At 38.4% G+C, this 21100-nt stretch carries 20 protein-coding genes and 1 riboswitch; of the genes, 8 read left to right on the top strand and 12 right to left on the bottom strand.

Going from position 1 to position 21100, the window contains the following annotated elements:
* The first annotated feature begins 34 nt into the window (after positions 1–34).
* Complete coding sequence (locus ABIE66_RS04860; protein ID WP_370014030.1) at positions 35–580, top strand: NADPH-dependent FMN reductase; 546 nt, start codon at positions 35–37, stop codon at positions 578–580.
* Between the two features lie 128 nt (positions 581–708).
* Here ABIE66_RS04860 and ABIE66_RS04855 read toward each other — a convergent pair whose 3' ends face one another.
* From ABIE66_RS04855 to ABIE66_RS04830, 6 genes are all read right to left on the bottom strand, one after another.
* Positions 709–1494: a glucose 1-dehydrogenase gene (locus tag ABIE66_RS04855; protein WP_289317747.1), complete on the bottom strand. Its 786-nt coding sequence runs from the start codon at positions 1492–1494 to the stop codon at positions 709–711.
* 15 nt (positions 1495–1509) lie between these two features.
* Entirely contained in the window at positions 1510–2364 is an 855-nt protein-coding gene (locus tag ABIE66_RS04850; RefSeq protein WP_289323892.1) for a RhaT/GlcU family sugar-proton symporter, read from the bottom strand.
* A 522-nt stretch (positions 2365–2886) separates the two neighbouring features.
* The gene (locus ABIE66_RS04845; protein ID WP_370014029.1) at positions 2887–4713 is read right to left on the bottom strand and encodes an APC family permease; all 1827 of its coding nucleotides are present in this window, start codon (positions 4711–4713) and stop codon (positions 2887–2889) included.
* 139 nt (positions 4714–4852) lie between these two features.
* Positions 4853–5002: riboswitch (cyclic di-AMP (ydaO/yuaA leader) on the bottom strand.
* 419 nt (positions 5003–5421) lie between these two features.
* Positions 5422–5877 carry a GtrA family protein gene (locus ABIE66_RS04840; protein ID WP_289323890.1) on the bottom strand — a complete coding sequence of 152 codons (456 nt, stop codon included), beginning with the start codon at positions 5875–5877 and terminating at the stop codon, positions 5422–5424.
* Positions 5837–6859 (bottom strand): glycosyltransferase family 2 protein, encoded by a 1023-nt coding sequence (locus tag ABIE66_RS04835; RefSeq protein WP_370014028.1) that lies wholly within the window; start codon positions 6857–6859, stop codon positions 5837–5839. Before ABIE66_RS04835 ends, ABIE66_RS04840 begins: the two co-directional genes overlap by 41 nt.
* A gap of 15 nt (positions 6860–6874) precedes the next feature.
* A complete protein-coding gene (locus ABIE66_RS04830) occupies positions 6875–8572 on the bottom strand; it encodes a DUF6044 family protein (RefSeq protein ID WP_370014027.1) in 1698 nt (565 codons plus the stop codon).
* Positions 8573–8718: 146 nt separating this feature from the next.
* Here ABIE66_RS04830 and galU point away from each other — a divergent pair, with 146 nt between their 5' ends.
* Positions 8719–9579, top strand: a complete 861-nt coding sequence (galU, locus tag ABIE66_RS04825; RefSeq protein ID WP_370014026.1) for a UTP--glucose-1-phosphate uridylyltransferase GalU — start codon at positions 8719–8721, stop codon at positions 9577–9579.
* A 15-nt stretch (positions 9580–9594) separates the two neighbouring features.
* Here galU and ABIE66_RS04820 read toward each other — a convergent pair whose 3' ends face one another.
* Positions 9595–9876, bottom strand: coding sequence for a hypothetical protein (locus tag ABIE66_RS04820; RefSeq protein ID WP_289323887.1), 282 nt, complete (start codon positions 9874–9876; stop codon positions 9595–9597).
* Between the two features lie 79 nt (positions 9877–9955).
* On the opposite strand from ABIE66_RS04820, the gene ABIE66_RS04815 reads away from it, so the two are divergent.
* From ABIE66_RS04815 to ABIE66_RS04805, 3 genes are all read left to right on the top strand, one after another.
* Positions 9956–10096, top strand: a complete 141-nt coding sequence (locus tag ABIE66_RS04815) for a bacitracin ABC transporter ATP-binding protein (protein WP_289323886.1) — start codon at positions 9956–9958, stop codon at positions 10094–10096.
* Positions 10097–10351: 255 nt separating this feature from the next.
* Complete coding sequence (locus ABIE66_RS04810; RefSeq protein WP_370014025.1) at positions 10352–11746, top strand: cytochrome P450; 1395 nt, start codon at positions 10352–10354, stop codon at positions 11744–11746.
* 99 nt (positions 11747–11845) lie between these two features.
* Positions 11846–12019 carry a hypothetical protein gene (locus ABIE66_RS04805; RefSeq protein ID WP_289323883.1) on the top strand — a complete coding sequence of 58 codons (174 nt, stop codon included), beginning with the start codon at positions 11846–11848 and terminating at the stop codon, positions 12017–12019.
* 27 nt (positions 12020–12046) lie between these two features.
* On the opposite strand, the gene ABIE66_RS04800 is transcribed toward ABIE66_RS04805, so the two are convergent.
* Entirely contained in the window at positions 12047–12205 is a 159-nt protein-coding gene (locus ABIE66_RS04800; RefSeq protein ID WP_370014024.1) for a YjcZ family sporulation protein, read from the bottom strand.
* 418 nt (positions 12206–12623) lie between these two features.
* On the opposite strand from ABIE66_RS04800, the gene ABIE66_RS04795 reads away from it, so the two are divergent.
* The 3 genes from ABIE66_RS04795 to ABIE66_RS04785 all read left to right on the top strand — a co-directional run bounded on the left by ABIE66_RS04795 (position 12624) and on the right by ABIE66_RS04785 (position 16259).
* Complete coding sequence (locus ABIE66_RS04795; RefSeq protein ID WP_370014022.1) at positions 12624–13955, top strand: amino acid permease; 1332 nt, start codon at positions 12624–12626, stop codon at positions 13953–13955.
* Positions 13956–14340: 385 nt separating this feature from the next.
* Positions 14341–15018, top strand: a complete 678-nt coding sequence (locus tag ABIE66_RS04790; protein ID WP_370014021.1) for a FadR/GntR family transcriptional regulator — start codon at positions 14341–14343, stop codon at positions 15016–15018.
* 56 nt (positions 15019–15074) lie between these two features.
* Entirely contained in the window at positions 15075–16259 is a 1185-nt protein-coding gene (locus ABIE66_RS04785) for a CynX/NimT family MFS transporter (RefSeq protein WP_289318473.1), read from the top strand.
* 731 nt (positions 16260–16990) lie between these two features.
* Here the strand turns inward: ABIE66_RS04785 and ABIE66_RS04780 are convergent.
* From ABIE66_RS04780 to ABIE66_RS04765, 4 genes are all read right to left on the bottom strand, one after another.
* A complete protein-coding gene (locus ABIE66_RS04780) occupies positions 16991–18487 on the bottom strand; it encodes a BglG family transcription antiterminator (RefSeq protein ID WP_370014020.1) in 1497 nt (498 codons plus the stop codon).
* 851 nt (positions 18488–19338) lie between these two features.
* The gene (locus tag ABIE66_RS04775; protein ID WP_370014019.1) at positions 19339–19539 is read right to left on the bottom strand and encodes a hypothetical protein; all 201 of its coding nucleotides are present in this window, start codon (positions 19537–19539) and stop codon (positions 19339–19341) included.
* Positions 19540–19625: 86 nt separating this feature from the next.
* Positions 19626–19805, bottom strand: a complete 180-nt coding sequence (locus tag ABIE66_RS04770; RefSeq protein ID WP_370014018.1) for a hypothetical protein — start codon at positions 19803–19805, stop codon at positions 19626–19628.
* Positions 19806–19932: 127 nt separating this feature from the next.
* Complete coding sequence (locus ABIE66_RS04765; RefSeq protein WP_370014017.1) at positions 19933–21093, bottom strand: DegT/DnrJ/EryC1/StrS family aminotransferase; 1161 nt, start codon at positions 21091–21093, stop codon at positions 19933–19935.
* Positions 21094–21100: the final 7 nt, after the last annotated feature.

The following is a 21100-nucleotide window of genomic DNA, read 5'->3' as shown; positions in this document are numbered from 1 at the left end:
TATCCATTACATATTATAATTGGAGGTATTGAAGATGAAAGTTGTTGCAATAGTGGGAAGTATCCGTAAAGAATCTTACAACCTTAAGCTTGCCAAATATATTCAAACTAGATATCAAGATCGGTTTGAACTCGAAATCTTAAACATTCGGGATTTACCTTTTTATGATCAAGATATTGAAAATGATCCTCCATTAGTTGTAAAAGAATTTAAAAGCAAAGTGGCCGAAGCAGATGCAGTCTTGTGGGTAACACCAGAATACAATGGTACGATTCCAGGTGTATTGGGCAATGCAATCGATTGGTTATCACGTGTCGATAAAGTCTTGATTGGCAGACCTTCATGGATCATGGGTGCATCAATGGGGCAATTAGGTACGGTTAAAGCTCAATTGCATTTGCGTGAAATCCTATTCGCATTAGGCATCTCCTCCCCACTCCTTCCCGGGAATGAAGTATATGTTGGAGCCGTTCATGACAAAATCGATAACGAAGGCAGTCTTACACATGAGTCGACTGTCCAGTTTATAGATACTGTCGTTGATAACTTCATTAGCTGGTATAATCATCATACTCGTTAATGCTTTTTAACAAGAATCCCAGCAGGGTCCAATCCTGCTGGGATTCTTGTTGCATCATTTCATAAATGAGGGAATCAACTAGCAGTGTTCCTGCTAGATGTAATCCTGCTTTTTCCAAGCAGATACTTTCATCCTCTTCCCGCTTGGAATGAAGGGTATTTTGTCATACCGCCGTCAGCGAAGAGAGTGATGCCCGTTACATAACTGGATTCTGAAGATGCAAGCCATACAGCAACCGCGGCAATTTCCTCAGGCTTTCCGATATAACCCATCGGAATCATGCTTTCCAGATCCTTTTTCTTTTCGGGATCTTCAAGCTTGTCGGCATTTATTGGCGTGGCGATAGCTCCAGGACCAATGCTATTCACACGGATCCCTTTTGGTGCATATTCAAGAGCCAAGGTTTCCGTAAGCAACTTCACACCACCCTTGCTTGCCGCGTAGTGAACGAATAAAGGCCAGGGAATCATCTCATGTACACTGGACATGTTTATCACATTCCCTTTAATATCGTTCTCTACAAAATACTTGATGGCTTCACGGCAGCCTAAGAAATTACCGGTTAAGTTTGTATCGATTACCCTATTCCAGTCGCTTAACGGCATCTCGTGAGATGGAACAGGGTTTTCTATACCTGCATTATTGATGAATATATCGAGTTTCCCGAACTTCTTTATCGCTGATTGAACCAGGTTAATCACATCTTCTTCAACGGTGACATCGCCTTTCACTGCGATAACTTCCCCGCCATTGGTTTTGATCTCTTCCAATACACTATCCGCTTCCTCTGATTTTGTGCGATAGTTAACGACTACCTTTGCCTTTTCCTGAGCAAAGCGAATGGCCATCGCTTTTCCTAAACCAGTGGATGAACCGGTTATAACAACGACCTTACCCTCTAAATCTGTATACATTTAATCACCCTCCAATTAACTTTTTGCCAATCCAAGCATAATCCCAGCTATGATAATCAAGATAATTCCAATGCCGATTCCAATTAGTTGGCGCTTCGTTTTCTTTTCACGTAAAATGATGATCCCGCCGATAGTTGATATGACAATGCCCATTTGAGAAAGGGAAAAACTCGTAGCCACTCCAACACGGGGCTGGGATATGAATAGAAACATGTTCCCTGCTGCCCATATCAGTCCCGGAATGATATTGCGAATCGTATACTTGTTAAACGGCTTATGTTTAAAGGTCAATAATAGACCGCCTATCACCATCCCGATCGCTTGAGGGAACAACGCTGACCAGCCATCAACATCAAAAAGACGGGCCACGACCACATAGACCAAATAACCGAATGTCGAGATGAGGAGAATAACAATTCCTTTCTTCAAGTTTCCCGATTTGCCTTCTTTTGATTCTTTATCTTCCAAGGAGGTCAAAACAATTCCTATAATAATGAAAACCAATGCCAAAACGCCTAAAATGACCGCTTTCATTGTAGACCATTCGTGAAAAACAATGACCCCAAATAAAGTGGTTGAAATGAGCTGCAATCCAGTTGATATCGGCATCGTTTTGGAAACACCCATTAAATCGATGCTCTTAAGCTGATTAGCTTGTCCCACGGCCCAAAACAATCCAGAAACGACCCCGACACCAAATACCAATAGGGATAACTTAATATCGGCAAAAATATAAACACCAATTGAGAAAATCAAGGCGCCAATCGTTGTACCTAATGTTTGACTGTAAGGTCCTCCCCCCAGTTTCACATTAAATAGAACGATGCTTCCCCAGAATAATGCCGGCAAGAGAGCTAATAATATATCCATCTTAAACCCCCATATATGTAAGTTCCAATCTATAGCGAAAATTTCATTAAGTCTTCTTTTTAATATGTTCGCATTATTTAAATTGAACCTTGGTAATTTTATGAAGTGTTCAAAAACCACCCTTCCGTTCCAATGTCCAACTTACAGAACACTTGACTCTCTGTAAGTTTCTAGGGTGAAAATAAAAAGAAGCAAACCCTATCAAGGTTTGCTCAGCTTGTCGACAAAAGGGAGTTCGGAATGGTCTCATCCCTAACTATGATTTATTAAAATGGTCTTTACTGTTTTATGAAACCCCCAATAGATTGAAGAAATTTGCGACACTCCTGCCGAATAACTGGCTAGACGAGCACCAGAAACGCTTGCGGCGAGGTGGCTTGGCATACAGTCGGCGGGATAGGGAGCGGATTTCTGAAAACAACTGGAACGTTTTTTAAAGAAAAAAACTGTAGGCAAATTCGCTTTCTTCGAATTTACCTACAGTCTGAGCAAACCTGATCAAGGTCTGCTTCTATTCTTAAATTACTTCTTCAAATGATATGGCACTGTCGTAATAACTACATTTCTTCTATAAAGTAAGTAGGCACGGATCAGTAAACTTGATTGGTTATGAAGAATATTGTGCCATCCCTTCTTCGGAATGAATTGCGGGATGATCACTGTAACTTTATAGTTAGATTCACTCGCCTTATGTTCAACTGTATCCACAAACTTAGTTAATGGCTGAATGATGCTTCTGTAATAAGAGTTCAGTGTGACGAGTCTAACATCAGGCTGCCACTTTTTCCATTTTTCTTCGAATTTCTTTTCATCTTCTCTTTCAAAAGCAACATAAACGGCAATGATCTGATTTGCTGAAAGAGATTTAGCATAATTTAAGGAATTCTCAACCACATGAGTTATACCCGCCACAGGGACAAGAATGATATTCCCTTCTATTGGTAAGATGGGCTCACAAGTTGTAATCCTCAGTTGGTCACCAACTGCTTCATAATGCTTTCTTATTCGATGAAAAATTAAAATGATGATTGGTAAAAAAATCAAAACAGACCATACCTGCGTAAATTTGGTTAAAAAGAATATCATCGTGACGACCAGGCTAATAATGGCACCAATTGAATTAATGGTTAATTTAACCACCCAGCCTTTTGGCTTTTCGCGGAGCCATTTAACGATCATCCCGGTCTGGGACAGCGTAAATGGTATAAATACCCCTACAGCATAAAGGGGAATTAGATTTTCTGTATGTCCTTTAAATGCGACTATTAAGATGATGGACGCAAGCCCCAGTATGATAATTCCATTGGAATATCCTAATCGGTCCCCTCTAATCGTAAACGCCCTTGGTATGAATTTATCCTTTGCAAGATTTACCGCAAGCAGCGGGAATGCCGAATAGCCAGTATTTGCGGCCAGTATCAAGATCAATGCAGTCGTACCTTGAATGAAGAAATACATGAAATTCCGTCCAAAGATTTCTTCAGCAATCTGCGAGACGACCGTGACCTCTGCGCTGGGAACAATGCTTAAATAATAGGCTAAGAATACGATTCCCGAAAATAATACAGCTAGTAAGGACCCCATCGCTATTAAAGTTTTTGCAGCATTATTCGGGGCTGGATCTTTAAAGTTCGGGATCGCATTGGAAATCGCTTCGACTCCTGTCAATGCGGAGCTGCCTGATGCAAATGCTCTTAGCAGTATAAATAAACTAATGCCCGCTACCGGGGTCCCAATTGGCGCGTGCAATTCCGGTGAAACTCCACCTGTCAAGATCTGGTATATTCCTACACCAATCAAGATGAACAATGCTAAAACGAATAGGTACACCGGATAGGCCAAAACAGAGGCCGACTCCGTAACCCCCCTAAGATTTAGGATGGTAAGTAGAATGACGAAAATGATGGCTATGCCGACATTATATGAATGCAGGCCTGGAAAAGCGGACGTGATGGCATCCGTTCCTGCAGAAACACTTACAGCGACAGTTAATATATAATCGACCAATAAGGATCCTCCAGCTATCAACCCTGGATTGATGCCTAAATTCTTTTTTGAAACCACATAGGCTCCCCCGCCATGGGGATAGGCAAAAATGATTTGTGTATAGGACAAGATCAAGGCCGTTAACAGGATCAATACCCCGATTGCTATCGGGATTGAATACCAGAATGCCGCGGCACCGACCGTGATGAGAACGATCAATATTTGTTCCGGTCCATAAGCAACCGAAGACAATGCATCAGAAGATAGGATGGCCAAAGCCTTAGTTTTGTTTAGCTTTTGCTCGCCAAGTGCATTTGATTTTAAAGGTCTCCCTATCAAGAACCTCTTTATAGAAGATAACATCAAGTATTCACCACCATATTTTAGTTATAAATTTATGTTCCCCCAGTTATTGCAAAAAACAAGACGAAATAGAAAAATGCCTACAAGTCATAGCTAAATAGACCTGTAGACATCAATTTTTTTGTCTGACAAGCTCCACCTTCCTTCTCATATAACGCTTACGAGGTTAGCTGTCGGATTCGGACCTAAGAGTAGCCCTACCTTTACCTTGAAAGGATTCACCCCTTGGATTGAAAAACAATCCCTATAACGGGTCCCCCGTACCATAAGGTTTAAGCGATTTAGAAATATGAAACTGTTGATTATCATACTCCCGTGAAATGGAAAAGTAAATGAAAATTTTACACGGAAAAAGAATAATTTATTGTTAGTGAGGTTTTGTTCATGACGTATATTACATAAGTCATCAAAACAAATGATTGAAGGAAGGAAAGAGGTGAATGACATGTCTAAAAAAGAAGAAAAAAACAAATAATATCTGATGAAAATTTTCAGGTCAAAGCATTAACGGATCAATGAACAATATGGCGGTCCACAAAAGGAAAAATCATCAGCCACCGGAGACAGCGAAAAACGAAACTGAATACCTTTCTAGTCAATCAACTAATTCGCTTTCCCACTAAACAGATCTGCCCCCGTTTGGATAGTCAACTTTAATTTCCATCCAATCAGAGGGCATTATTCATTATTCCCAATGATCCACTCTAATTAGTTCCTTCCTTCTTGAATTGGTCTCAAATTACTTTTCTTAAAGACAAAGTATTTCTGGCCAATATAGTTAAGTACTGTATAAAAGATTGTTCCAATGAGTACAGCCACATTTTGCTGTATGGATAAATGAACGAATCCTTCCATCGATTCTGCAATGGCCTGTCCTAAAGAATAAGCGGCGGAATAACAAATCAGGATGACGCAAAAGAAACGGGCAACTCCTCTCCGCAAGTCTATATCGCTTTTAAAGGTAAATGTCCTGTTCAACAGAAAACTCGTTACAGCTCCCGTACCATTGCCGAAAAAGGTGGAGATCCAGTAAGATAAATCAAGAACATTCATGAGAAAAAGCATGATGGAAAGTCCAACCGCTGTATTGACTATTCCAACCAATAAAAAGCGGATAAAGGAATTAGTGTGTTTTAGATAGTTTTTCAATACTGTTCCGTTCATTGTCTAGTTGCTCCCGTTTTGTTAAATCGAGCGGATTAAATAGATCCAGATCAACAATATATTTAGGCCGGCGTTTGGATTCATTATATATTTTACCGATATATTCCCCAATCAAGCCGACAGCAATCAACTGCAGTCCACCGATCAACCATATGGAGGTAATTAATGAGGTCCAGCCCGTTTCGGTCTGTCCATAAAACTTTAACCATAAAAAGTATGACCCAAAGAGTAAGCTAATGAAAAAGGAAAGACATCCTAGCCATAATACAAGCCGGATCGGCGTAACTGAAAAAGAAGTAATGCCATCAAGCGCAAAGGCAACCATCTTCTTTAATGGATACTTCGTTTCCCCAGCCAATCTTTCTTTTCTGTCATAATAAACAGAGTCCGTCTTGAACCCAATGAGCGGGACGATTCCCCGTAAAAAAAGATTCGTTTCTTCAAACTGTTCCAGCTCCACGATCGCCCTTTTGCTCATTAGCCGGAAATCGGCATGATTATAGATAAGGTTAACCCCCATCTTGTTCATCAATTTATAAAAACCAGTTGCAGATGTTCGTTTAAAAAATGAATCAAGGTCCCTTTTCTGGCGGACACCATATACAATTTCACAACCTTCATTGAATTTCCGAATGAATTCAGGGATGACTTGAATATCATCCTGCAAATCTGCATCAATGGAAATCACACAATCCGAGGCTTCATTGGCTGTAAACATTCCTGCCAGAAGTGCATTTTGATGACCTGCATTCCGGGAAAGCTTTAGCCCACGAACAAATTCATTGTTAATCGTTTCTTTATAAATGATCTTCCATGTTTGATCTTTGCTTCCATCATCAACCAATAGAATTTTACTTTTATCGGATACAACTTTTTCTTCGACTAAACCCCTCACCAATCCACAAAGTTGGGAAATGGTATCCTGCAAAACGCTTTCTTCGTTATAACAAGGTACAACAATCGTTACTATCGGTGAATTCACAATATTCCCCCCTTTTCACGTGACTCTGTATAAATGAATTTTCCAGATACTTCCTTTCTTTGTGAAAATCCTTTCTAGTACCAACCCGTTTTCCTTCGCATTGTTGATTGGTATAGCAGAAAATATATACTTGCCACCTAACCCTTTATACGCATCGACATTAAGTTCCAAATTTTCCAGCTCTTTCTTCGAGCCTTTCTTGAACATATAATGCTTCCCAAGCTCATCGGTAAATAGGTAACAACGCCCTCCCCATTCATCAAAGTAGATTTTGATGTTTTTATTCTTAGCCAATTCGTTTTCAATTATTTGACGAAATTGATGTTTGTAAGTAAGCGGATAGAAATTGTTATAGCTATCAAGCGTGTAAAACCCATTAAATTGGGCAATCGCAGGATGTAGGCCAATGCTCGCTACCCGATATTCTTCCTGTGGAAGGCCAATATGATCTTTTATTTCTTGAAAAAGACTTTCTGCATAGAACTCTTTAAAAGATGGTTTTTTATTGTGAGTGATTTCTTCATTGAAACCCATTAAGATCATAATTTGAACGGCTATGAATATTGAAAGGGTTTTCTTGGCATAATCGCTGTGCTCCCAGATGATTTTTATCGCGAGGGCAAACCCCAAGTAAATCACCATTGGCCTTAAAAAGTGAAATCTGGCAAAATTAAAGGTATCCAAGGTGTGGAACCTTTCCGTTAAAGGAAGCCAGCCTTTATAAAACCAAAATGCGTACCACGCGGAAAGCATAAAATTCAAGCCGAACAAAAAAACAAATATCTTTTCCTGTCTCCATAGCTTTTTGGTCAAAATGATATAAAGGGCAAAGACTGTAATCGGCAGAATGATAAGCGCATGTACAGTCATGACATGCGTATGTCCAAGGACGAAATTTTTGAAAGTAAGCTTGATGACCCACTCGAGCGGCAGCCTTGCATGAAAATATTCATCTCTGCTGTTCGGCTCCGAATCAAAAATGAAGGAAGCGACCAGCCGATACTCGACCAGACCAAAAATGACCGTCATATACACGATTGAAAGTAGAAACCTTAAATTCCACCCTTTTTTCCTGATCACATCCGATATCCAAAGGAAGCCCATTGCAACAAGAAAAAAGAAAAAGCCAAGCACGATGCTTGAATAAAGCGGTAAAAGTGTAAGGACCAAATAATTCTTCCACGAATGGTCCTTGCTGCGGATATTCAAAAAAGCCCAAAGGGCTAGCGGCATCCCAAGAGTACTGAGCATTCCCGATGGCCAAAATGGGGTAAGGGCAAAGGCCAAGGATGTTCCAACCCTAATCCATCCTGATTGGCGCCCTGTAACCAAATGTTTTTTTAATAGGATATACATACCAAAGAAAGCAATGAATCTTGTTAATGCCTGGCTTATTGCATATGCAACCATTGTCGGGAAAAGTGCATACAGCCACACGATGATACTGAATTCACTGCCAAACGCATTTCGTGGCAGCCCATTCATAATCTGTGGAATTTTGGCGTCTATTGCACCGAATAATTCACCGCTCTCAGAAAGCACTTTATACCAGGCAATGTTGGAATCCAAATTATCATGTACACGAATATGCGCATTTTCTCCAAGGATGAATAAAGGGGAAAGATATAAAACAATGACAAGTAAGGCAAAAAGGATTTGTTTTCTCTCTTGATTTTCAATTGGCAAAATATACACCTCTTGACCAAAATTCATATATCAATAATATTTGCTTCAATGGTAAATCTATTCTTTTTCAGGAATTTATTTTAACCTTTTTTGATATAGGTCAACCAATGAACACATAAAATGAACGGTAGAACGAAAAGCGAGATAAAAGAACCTTAAAAAGGGGCTGGGCTATGATAAAGAAAGCCGTGATTCCAGCAGCCGGTTTAGGAACACGATTTTTACCCGCTACGAAAGCTCAACCAAAGGAAATGCTGCCGATTGTCGATAAGCCGACCATTCAATATATTATCGAGGAAGCGGTACAATCAGGGATTACAGATATTATCATCGTTACAGGGAAAAACAAACGTGCCATCGAAGATCATTTCGATAAATCCATTGAGCTTGAAATGCTTTTACAAAAGAAAGGACAAAATGATCTGCTAAAGACCGTGGAGAACATTTCCAATATGGTGGATATTCACTATGTAAGACAAAAGGAACCATTGGGTCTGGGGCATGCAGTTTTATGTGCCAAAACGTTTATTGGAGACGAACCTTTTGCAGTCCTGTTAGGTGATGATATCGTGGATAGCCGGGTCCCAGCCTTGAAGCAGTTAATGGAACGGTATAACAAGGTTCGAGCGAGCATTATCGGATGTAAGGAAGTGTTACCTGCCGATGTATCCAAGTATGGGATTGTAAATTTTCAAGAACAATATGAGGATTTATTTCTGGTAAAAAACTTAGTGGAAAAGCCAAAAGTTGAGGAGGCACCCTCAACACAGGCGATTATTGGCCGATATATTTTATCGCCTGCCATTTTTGAAATCCTCGAAACCTTACAGCCAGATCCTAAGGGGGAAATCCAGCTTACCGAAGCTTTGGATCTTTTGCTAAAAAAGGAACCATTATATTCGTATATCATTGATGGACATCGATATGACGTCGGGGATAAATTCGGCTTTCTTCAAGCATCAATTGATTTCGCCATGAAACGACCTGAACTTCGTGATCAGCTAATAACATATTTAAGACAGTTGTTTCCTTAATGAAGTTAATATAGCTCATGCCCAATTGCCAAGAAGTGATTGGGCTATTTTCACATCTTCTTGAATTCCTGTGATTTCACCCGTAAAAAAGACATCTTCCACAAGCAGTCCTCTTAGATACCTTTGTCTAATTAGCTCCACCTCCCTTCTCATATCCGTTACGAGCGTAGCTGTCGGATCACCCCATTGATTGTAAAATGAACCCAAAAACATATACCCCGTACCATAAGGTTTAAGCGATTTATGAATATGAATGGAAAAGCCCGTGAAAATTTGCACAGAAAAAGAATAATTCATTGTAACTGAGGTTATGTTGATAAGTATCTTTCATAAGTGATCCAAACACATGATATCAGAAAGGATTGTAGAGAATCACATGCACAAAAAAACAAAAAATCCGATAATATCCGATGAATTTTTAGATCAAGTAGTTAAGGAAATCAATGAACAATTTGGTGGACCCATTAATGAAAAAAATGATCATTTCCAACATGGAAACGATGAAGAAAGAAGTTAAGCTCCCTATCAATACAAAAAGTTTACTCTGCCGAGAACCGATTCCCACATCTTCTTAATCTAAAGCTCTCATAAAAAACTCTGGCGCTATTTTTCCAGAGTTTTTCTATGGTTTCTGCAAGTTTACTTCTTTTCATTTCTATATATAGCCATATTTATATTATCCGCCCTTTCTTTATCGACTTGTCCAAACCGATTTAGTTTATGCTCATAGAATGATTATATGGAATTATTTTAAAGAAAGGGGGAAAACAACTTGAGCCAAACTGATGGTGCCTTCCGTGATTCTCCAAAAGTTCCAAATGGAAGGCTGATTTCCGGACATACAAAGGAATTTCAAACAGATCCCCTCGGCTTTCTTACCCAATTGGCCAAGGAATATGGGGAGGTTGCTAAATTCCGTTTAGGACCATTCCAAAATGTTTACCTCGTTTTAAATCCTGATCTAATAAAAGAAATACTCGTAACAAAACAAAAATCCTTCGTCAAATCAAAGGACTTCACTGTATTGAAACCACTTCTCGGTGAAGGTCTACTTACAAGCGAAAAGGACTTTCATATGCGTCAGAGAAGGCTTATTCAACCCTCCTTCAAAAAGACTCATATTAGCCATTACGCCACGGATATGATTGATACCACAATGGATTATATATCAACTTGGAAACATAACGATGAACGGATTATCACGAAGGATATGTTGGACATCACTCTCGGGATAATCAGCAAGACCATGTTCAGCATGGAATTCAAAGATGGCTATGAAATTGTTGGGAAACCGCTGGAAACAGCTTTAAGAATCGCAGTCAAAAGGATGAGATCGATTTTCCGTATGCCATTATGGGTACCAACTAAAATCAACCGTCAATATAAAAAGGCGATACAAAGCCTTGATAAAGTGATTTATGGAATTATTGAAAAACGGAAGAACGATACAGGAAAACACGAAGACATGCTTGGAATCTTGATGGATGCCCGGGATGCCGTAGACGGATTAGGAATGACAAACCATCAGGTACGTGATGAGTTAATGACTATTTTTCTTGCCGGTCATGAAACTACAGCAAATGCTCTTTCTTGGGCACTGTACGCACTTTCGCAGCATCCTGAAGTTCAAACTAAACTTTTCAATGAAGTGGATAGCATAATCGGTTCTCGGAAACCCGAGCCTGACGATTTCATGAAATTACAATATACTCAAAAGATCATTCATGAAACACTTCGCATGTACCCGCCACTTTATATCTTATCCCGGGATGTGTCGGACGATGTTGTAATAGGAGGATATCACTTTAAAAAAGGCACTATGATTCTAATAAGTTCTTATTTGATGCAGCATAATCCAGAGTATTTTGATCAACCTGAATCTTTTATTCCTGAACGATTTGATAACAACTATTTGAAAAGCCTGCCTGCGTTCGCTTACTTTCCCTTTGGCGGAGGGCCGCGGGTTTGTATGGGCAATCATTTTGCCATGATGGAAGCGGTGCTTGTGCTGGCCTGCATTGCTCAACGATATAGGATTCAGATTGCACCTGACCATCATGAAGTAACCCCCCTTCCGTCCCTTACGCTCAGACCTAAGAGTGGGTTGCGCATGGTAGTAGAAGAAAGAAATACAGAATCCTTCGAACCTGGAGCATCCTTGATCTAATGAATATGAATTATCCCCCATGAACAAGACATTCATATCAGTAAAGCCTAGGAATAACTCCTTTATGAGACTGGCCTTTTTTGAAAGGAGGGATGAAAAATGTATATGCTCCATTCACCAAGGATTGGTATCATCCACACTGAATTGCAATATTTAGGGATGGCCTCGCAGGTATATACCGGTTATTTGGAATTTCTAAGGGAAATTGACCCGGTACAAGAAACCGAAAACCTACAGCCGCTTCCTCTCACCTTTTTATATGAGAACGGGTAGTCTCATTAGCTAGCCTGCTCCAACACCTTATATGTCATAGAAAAACCGACCTATCAATGTCGGTTTTTTGTATTCAGCAGTATGTTCCATAACCTGGGGCATCGCCGCCGCAACCAAAAGGATAAACAAAACGACTTTAAAGGCGAAACCTCCGCCATATCGAAAACCGCAATCACAGCCTGACATATATGAACATTTCCTAATTCGTTTTTATAGAAGGACTTGAACTGGTTAAAACATCTTATTCACCGTCAAACAAAATGACAGTAATCATGCAATATAAGGGAATTTTGTTTACTCGTGGCACTTGTTTGATTCAGCCATTTAACTTCCGATCATTTTTTTATAAAATGCCTACATCTCTTAAAAAATCACCTATCAGGTTAATTTTTCATAAAATCCAAGTACTTTTAAGATAATAAAGGAGAATCTTTCTTTACTGTTAAAAAATAATTTTCCGTTCCCCTGCTTAAATTGACATTTTCCCGAATCGTGATATATTAACATAGTACTTTAGTACGTAAAAGCGTTCATTAACAGAAGAACTTTTAATTTTACTGAAATTAACATTCTATTAAAATAGCGAAAGAAAGGCATGAATAAAATGGAAAAGACTCATCAAGATTTAAAAAAGGGTTTATTGCCTAGGCATGTCCAATTTATTGCTTTAGCCGGAATGATAGGGACAGGGATTTTTAAGGGGAGTTCAGATACATTAAATATGGCAGGTCCAAGTGTCGTGATAGCCTATTTAATAGGGGGACTTTTGTTATTTATTGTAATGGCGGCACTAGGAGAGATGGCTACCGCTTTTCCTAATTTGAATGTACAGCATCTCATAAATAAAGCTTTTGGGTTTCAACTATCCTTCATTGTCGGATGGCTCTATTGGTTTAACTGGATTATCGTGATCATTGTAGAAATAGTCGCAGCCGGGAGCTTTCTACAATATTGGTTTCCTTCAATACCATTATGGCTGTTAAGTATACTTTGCGCTGCAGTAATAATAGGAATAAATTTGTTTCAAGTAAAATACTATGGTGAACTCGAGTTTTGGTTTGCAGGTATAAAAATAATAACTTTAATTGCTTTTATTATTTTGGGAGCTTTGATCATGTTAGGACTTTTTCCTAGTTCGGCTTCTTTTTCTAATTACACGGAGCATGGGGGCTTTTTCCCCAATGGAATTGACGGATTGTTAAGTGCACTTTTGGTTGTAATGTTTTCATATGGGGGTGCAGAATTAATAGGTGTAGCCGTCACGGAAACAAAAGATAGTCAGCGAGTCATACCAAAAATCATTAAAGGAACTGTATGGCGGGTGATTCTTTTTTATGTCTTCCCAATTTTTATTATTTGCGGGGTTATACCTTGGAACCAAGTAAGCACTGAAGTAAGTCCTTTCGTACAGGTTTTCAGCTTATCAGGACTTCCCGGAGCAGCTGATATTATGAATTTCGTCCTTTTAACAGCTGTCTTATCAGCTGCAAATTCAGGGATATACGCTACCTCAAGGACACTGTTTACTCTTTCCCAGAACGGCGAAGCCCCTAAGGCATTTTTAAGGACAACTAAAAAGGGAATCCCGCTTAATGGTATATTTTTAACTACATTATGTATATTGGCTGGTGTGTTTTTATCCTATTTGACACCTGATCTGATATTAAGCTACCTTATGGCCATCCCTGGCTTCACAGTTTTATTATTATGGATCAGTATTTGTTCCGCACAATTGAAGCTGCGTAAACAATACAAAGGCAAACCAGGTTTCCGGGTAAAATGGTACCCATATCCAACCATATTAGCTATCACAGCCTTGAGCATCATCTTTTTAGCATTCATCTTTAATAAACAAAACATAATCGGGACCACTGTATGTCTTGTAACTTTGGGAATATTTATCCTTCTCTCTTTTATTGTCAAACAAAAAAAATAGAAATATTATAAAATCCCTGAATTTTAATATCTGGGATTTCAGACTGTAGGCAAACTCGATGAAATCGAGTTTGCCTACAGTTTTTTTAAAGCTTGTACAATTTGGACGTTGATTGGAACTACAGGCACTCGCTTTCCGCGGGCTAGACGAGACCCCGCAGGCGCTTGCTTTGATGCGGCTTGGCAGACAGTCGGCGGAAAGTGAGCGGATTTCTGAAATCAACTGGAATATTATCTATTGTCCTAATAAGCCTTTTGTCCTTTAAGCAGCTAAAGTTAAGGATGGAAATAAACTTGGTTAAAAATACTCCCTATGCTCCATTTTCAACATACATATGTTAAAATAACCAATGAACCAATCATCCTACAAATTCGAGGTGTGAATATTGACCATATCTAAAACAAATCGCTTATCACTTGTAGAGCAAGTGGTTTCCCAAATTGAATCCTTAATCCAATCAGGCGAATGGCAAATTGGAAAGCAGATTCCACCTGAAATGGATTTGATCCAACAGTTCGATGTAAGCAGAAATACATTAAGAGAAGCTGTACGATCACTTGTTTATGCTGGTCTTTTAGTAACGAAACAAGGAAAGGGGACATTTGTAAGGTCATCAAGTACCTTGGGGGCTGCATTTCAAAGAAGGATTCAGCAGTCAAGTTTATTGGAAACATTAGAGGTCCGTCATGCCCTTGAAAGAGAGGGAGCCCAGTTAGCGGCATTAAGACGGAACCAAGAAGATATAGAACGATTGCGGTTTTATATAAATGCATGCAGTGAAGCTGCTGAAGCAAAGGATATCAAGGCTTACGAAGAAGCGGATATACAGTTACATAAATCGATTATGGGTTCATCACATAATGATTTATTGATTGATTTATACGAACATATGGATGACTCCCTGCATGATTCCATCCATCAGATAGTCGAGATGAGTTCTGATGCGAACCTTCATTTGAACATTCATTGTAACCTAGTAGATGCCATCATTGAACAAGATGTGAACCGGGCAATCGAAACAGTGAATGAATACATTGCACAATTCAAGAAATCTTTAAAGTAAGTAAGGAGGAGATTATGGGCATTCATCAAGCGGCAAATCAACTAGAACAAACCAAAATGGATATTAAACCCAGATTTGGACTACTCATCATCGGGATCATTCTCCTTGGGGCCAATCTAAGGGCTCCCTTAACATCGGTTGGCCCCCTTGTCACTTCGATCCGTGATAATTTGGGGATATCCAATACACTATCAGGTTCATTAACGACATTACCTTTGCTTTCTTTCGCATTACTATCACCATTTGCACCTAGGATAGCACGGCGTTTTGGAATGGAGCTCACCCTTTTCCTATCTTTGATATTATTAACGATCGGGATTGGGATACGCTCCGTTGGCGGAGTGCAGACATTGTTCATAGGAACCATTTTAATCGGGTTAGCCATCGCAATCGGCAATGTATTGTTACCCAGTCTGATTAAACATAACTTTGCCAGGAATATCGGTTTGATGACAGGGACTTATGCAGTGTCCATGAATTTATGTGGCGCAATAGGTTCCGGGATCAGCATTCCCATTGCTTCTTCATCAGGATTGGGATGGGCTGGTGCCCTTGGATGTTGGGGGATTTTATCTCTTATTACAATTTTCTTTTGGATGCCGCAATTAAGACGGCCATTCAAGTCAGGTAAGGATGTACAAACGGCACAAAAGTTTAAAAAGATTAACTTATGGCGTTCTGGTTTAGCCTGGCAGATCACTTTTTTCATGGGATTGCAATCTTTTATCTTCTATACCGTCATTACCTGGATGCCGGAAATCCTGGAGCAAAAAGGCCTTAACGCTGATGAAGCTGGTTGGATGCTATCCATCATGCAGCTTGCAGTCATTCCTATAACATTCATTGTGCCAATTTTAGCTGGCCGCTTACAAAGTCAGCGTCTGTTAGTGGTCCCACCTGTCATCTTCCTTATTACAGGGATATTCGGCATATTGTACGGCAGCACTCTATTCATCCCAGTATGCATGATATTGATCGGGATTGGAGTCGGTACCATATTCAGTTTATCCATGATGTTCTTTAGTCTTCGAACACAAAATACCCATGAAGCTACAGAATTATCAGGAATGGCTCAATCATTCGGGTACCTCTTATCTGCCATTGGACCAATATTATTCGGATTGCTTCATGACGTTACACACAGCTGGACAATTCCCTTATTAATGTTGGTAGTAATATCTGCACTTATATTTATTGTTGGAATGCGTGCAGGGAAAAATGAATATGTTACAACTCAATAAATTTTGTTAAAACAACCTTAAAAAAAGAGAACTGTCACACATTATTTGAACATCATAAAAAGTTCCTAAAGGAAATGGCCCAGGTATTGTACCTGGGCCATTTCCTTTAGCAGCCACTGATAGCCGCGGTGGTTTAAACTCTTTCCTCCGTTACAGCATTGCACTACAGGTTAATGATTTGCTGTCAAATCGTTAAAGAGACACAATCTTTCAACGGACACCCAGTATTTTGATCCAAAATTACAATTGTGGATGACCTTAGCAAATATGTTGGAAATATCACTAACCCTTTTCGGTCCGAATATTTAATTAAAGAAGGAATGCAGCCTATAGTTGAGCTTATTTTACCATTTAACATCATTTCAAAATTCAAGCTGGGAAGTAGGGAAATGTTTTGGATTCGTTCACTTTCTGATCTCAGATATCGCTTCCGTGATAAAGGTATCAAAAGGGTATCCATTCGTGTTTTAAAATTTTGAAAATAAGAGAATGATCTGTGGTTTAAATTGGGAAGTGAATGTTTGGCATTTTCGCTTTGGTCATTTGGTGCTCCCTTATCTATTGTAAATGATATCAACCCTTAAACTTCTGTCAGATAAGTAATGCTTTTCACCTTCCCCTTTGGAGAAAAAAGAATGACCAAGGCTTAATGACGAGGTAGTTTATTGTCTGCATATTACTGTTTAGGGGTAAAAGGACATAGTGATGAAATTAAATGTTGAAGACTAACCTCAATCAATATCTTCTTCAAATGGATATAAGATATTAGGGTTTAAACCATACCTATCAATAAAATTCTTTCGAGTGAACATCTTGATTTCTTTTAATTCTGAAGGAGTTGGAAATGAAGAAACTTTATAAACAGGAATGTGCTCAATATTAATTAACTGCCCTAAATCCGTGGTTATTAAAATATCAAAACCATTTTTTCTGAAAAGTGAATCTATATCGGAAAAATCCATTACATAAATATTAAGCTGGTTTCCAAAATGATGTTTTAATACCTCACGAATATAATCTTTCTCTACATATGAACGACAAATTAATGCTGTCTCTATAACCATCTGGTTTTTTTTTCTTAAGATTGAAGCTTGGACCAGCATGAATATTTCTAATATTTCTATATTTTCAAAAGAAATAGTAAATTCTTCCGAGATATATTTTGCTATTTCTTCAATAATTCCGAATAACGGGTTTTTTTCAAAATAAGGAACGAATTGTAAAATATTATTTATTCTAGTATCTGTTTTTAATTGAAAATCAAAGGAGATCCCACGAAGAGTTTGCGCAAATTCATACATGAAAATATCGTCCTGAGAAACATCCAACCCAATTTTTTTAGATAAATTACTTAGAAATTGACTTAATGGCTTACCGCTATCCGAATTAAGTTTGGAACGAATGTACCGAAGCTCTTGGGTACGGTTTAAAGACATTTCTTCGCTCATTAGATATAAAGAAAGATATAAAATTTCTCGAATCTGTTTCTCCCTATTTGGACATTTTACCATGAACTTGAAAAGTTTCTTTGATATTTCAAATGCTTTGGATGTTTCATTTTCATCGATTACCACTTTTGGGAATGTCACAAAACTATTATGTGTTATGCGAATGTTAGAGATATGAAGGATTATCGCTAGTCTTTGTATTGCACCCATATGCAAAGAAGTTGAATGTTCCTTCAATAGCTCCAATAGAGTGTCTTGAAACTCCTTAAGATCAAAAGATGTAATAAAGTCATTTAAATTGCCCGACATATACTCTACATACTGCATGATGAATCGCCTAACCTTTTTTTCATCCCCAACAATTTTAAAAGGACTATTCGATAATTGAACTTCGGCACTTTTTAATACTTCTTCTATTTTCTCTAACTGGCGGTACACTGTGGAGCGACTAATATGTACTTTTTGAGTAATGTATTTTATCGTTACTCCATTGTTAAAAAGAATCAATTCCAAGGTTTGAAAATAGGTATTTTCGCTTTTAAGATGAAACCAAAGTTCCTCCAAGGTGCCGTTTTTAGGTTTCAATAATCTTACGCCCTGAACTTCATTCTTTTCAATTTTCCATTGAGGTGGAAGATTGGAACTCATATGTAATATATCCCGCCATAAAGTGCTTTTCGAATAACCTGTTTTTTTTGATAGTTCGTTTAAACTACACCAGTTATCCTCATAAAATAAATGATACAGCAGTTTTGAATAACGGTCATTAAATCGATTCATACAATCACCTTTAACTTTATTGATTTTCATATATTCTTATTATAACTATCGATACATACGATTGAGTATTAATACCTAATTTTCATAAATCCCACACACATTTTCAAAATAACAGAAAACACACACTACTTACTACCTAAATTTACCACAACTTTATTCCAGCGTCGTTTCATATACGGTACAGGAAAATCAATTTTTGAAACTTATCCGAGCTTGGACTCCCATATAGGTATCAGTAAAACACTCTTTCCAGTAGATAACCTGCTCGAAAATTGACTCACTTTTAGATATTTTTGAGCAACAGCATGACCATCGAATACTATCCCAAGCTTTGTACAGTTAAGGAATTAGAAAGGTAATGATAATATCCTATTACGAATAGTGGTTATATATAATTGGGATTAGTAATAAAATTCCAAACTAGCAATGAAGCATTTCATTTTAGAAACCATCCATTTTGCAACATCCGTATGTTCTTGACAAAAAAACCATCCTTCTTTTATCGAGGATTTGTAGAGAGACACTATTAAAAGAAATGCATTTCCTCCTGGTGGAAAAGTTAAAAATTCACGGGAGTCTTCTATTTTGGGGAGGAAGAACACGAATGCCAAGTTAAATACATTCCCAAAAAGATTTAATATAATATCGATAGATGTATTGTCTTTTTATGACCTTATAGTTGATGCGGTAAGTCATAACATAGGAATAAGTCTAATTAAAGCGGTAAATAGATAATAAACAAAGGAAAGAAAAAGACTGTGGAGAGTTTCTCGACAGCCTGACCAACATCCGGAGTGGTGTGTCAATTTCTATTCTATTTTAGAAACAAGAAAATAAAATACAACCCTTACTCATCGATAGTCATAATGGGGCACTTTTTGTGAATTCTCTGCATAATGAGGGTTTGTCTTCTTCAAATGAGATATATGTGCCAATTCGAATTTCCCATGCTTACAATCAAGTGAAAGAAGCTCGACTTTTAAATCATTTCTATAGATGTAAATAATTTTATATTCACTTGATTTATAAATCACTTTATCACCGATCTTCATAAGCACGCTCATTTCTATTATAGATTTAAACAGGCTTCCAAAAATGAAACCTTTTTTCGGAAGGAAAAGGTAATATCAGGTACTATTTATCCAGAATCTTCATTATTGAAAACGATGGTATGAAGCTCTATGGCTTTTATATTTTCAACTAGTCTTTTTCTTGTTTTTTCAATCTCTCTGCAATTCAAACCATTTCGCCTATGTTTATTGGATAAACAAACTAACTTGTCGATATCTTGATAAATCTGTTTAAAGGTAATTCTCATATTTTGTTTGGCCTCCTTTTTCATTGTAAGGAAGTTTAAATACTGTTAAAGCGGACTTAGTTTATCTCAATGTAAAATGTATGTCACGGTCCTCTAATGATTTGACTCGTATGACACGACGAAAAATTCATCGAGCTATTTTGGACGGTTCAATTACTTCCTTTACGATTTTCACGACCCGCTCTTGATCTTCTAATGTCATGCCGGAACCGGATGGTAAACATAGACCTTGTTCAAATAACATAGTTGAAATGCTTTTATCGCCGCTTTCTGAAAAAAATGCTGCATCTTTAAAGATGGGTTGTAAATGTAATGGTTTCCAGACAGGCCTTGATTCAATATTTCTTTCTTCTAACGCATTAATCACATCACTGTAACGTACTCCAGTAATTTTGTCGTCTATTGTTAAAGCCGTCATCCAGCGATTCCCCATCGTATCTTTTAACTCGGGCATGAAGGTGATGCCTGCTATGTTTGCCAACGACTTTTTATACCGAGCAAAGATTTCTCTTCGTGCTTTTACACGCTCATCCAATACATCCAATTGGGCACGGCCAATTCCAGCTAGAATGTTACTTAAACGATAGTTATATCCAATTGCGCTATGCTGGTAATGAATGGCTGGGTCACGTGCTTGAGTAGATAGATAGAGAGCTTTATGCAAAAAATCTTCGTTATTTGAAACAAGCATGCCCCCACCAGAAGTTGAAATGATTTTATTTCCGTTCAACGAATAAATCCCTATGTCACCAAACGCTCCTGTTTGCTTCCCCTTATACGTACTACCAAGGGATTCTGCAGCATCCTCTATCAAAGCAACTTTATATTTCCTGCAAATGCTCTTGATCTCATCCAGCTTTGCACTCTGACCAAATAGATGCACTAAAATGACAGCCTTTGGAATTTCCCGTTTTTTCCTAGCGTCTTCAAAAGCCATTTCCAATGCTTTAGGAGACATATTCCAAGTATCTGATTCAGAATCAATAAAGACAGGCTTCGCCCCTTGATATACGATAGGATTTGCACTGGCTATAAAAGTTAATGAAGAACAGAATACGGTATCACCACTGGTGACTCCCAATACTTGCAATGCCAAATGAATAGCTGCTGTCCCTGAACTTACTGCCAATGCCCCTTTAGTGCCTGCATATTTGGCAAATCCTTCTTCCAAAGCATTTACGTTCGGTCCTAGAGGCGCAATCCAATTTGTCTCGAACGCTTGGCTAATGTACATTTGTTCATTCCCACTCATATGAGGAGGCGAAAGATACAATCTTTTATACTCCATCCCACAC

It is taken from the genome of Peribacillus sp. B2I2, assembly GCF_041261685.1.
Lineage (GTDB): Bacteria > Bacillota > Bacilli > Bacillales > DSM-1321 > Peribacillus.
The sequence above is the reverse complement of the archived record's forward strand: the minus strand, read 5'-3'. Positions and strand labels throughout refer to the sequence as shown.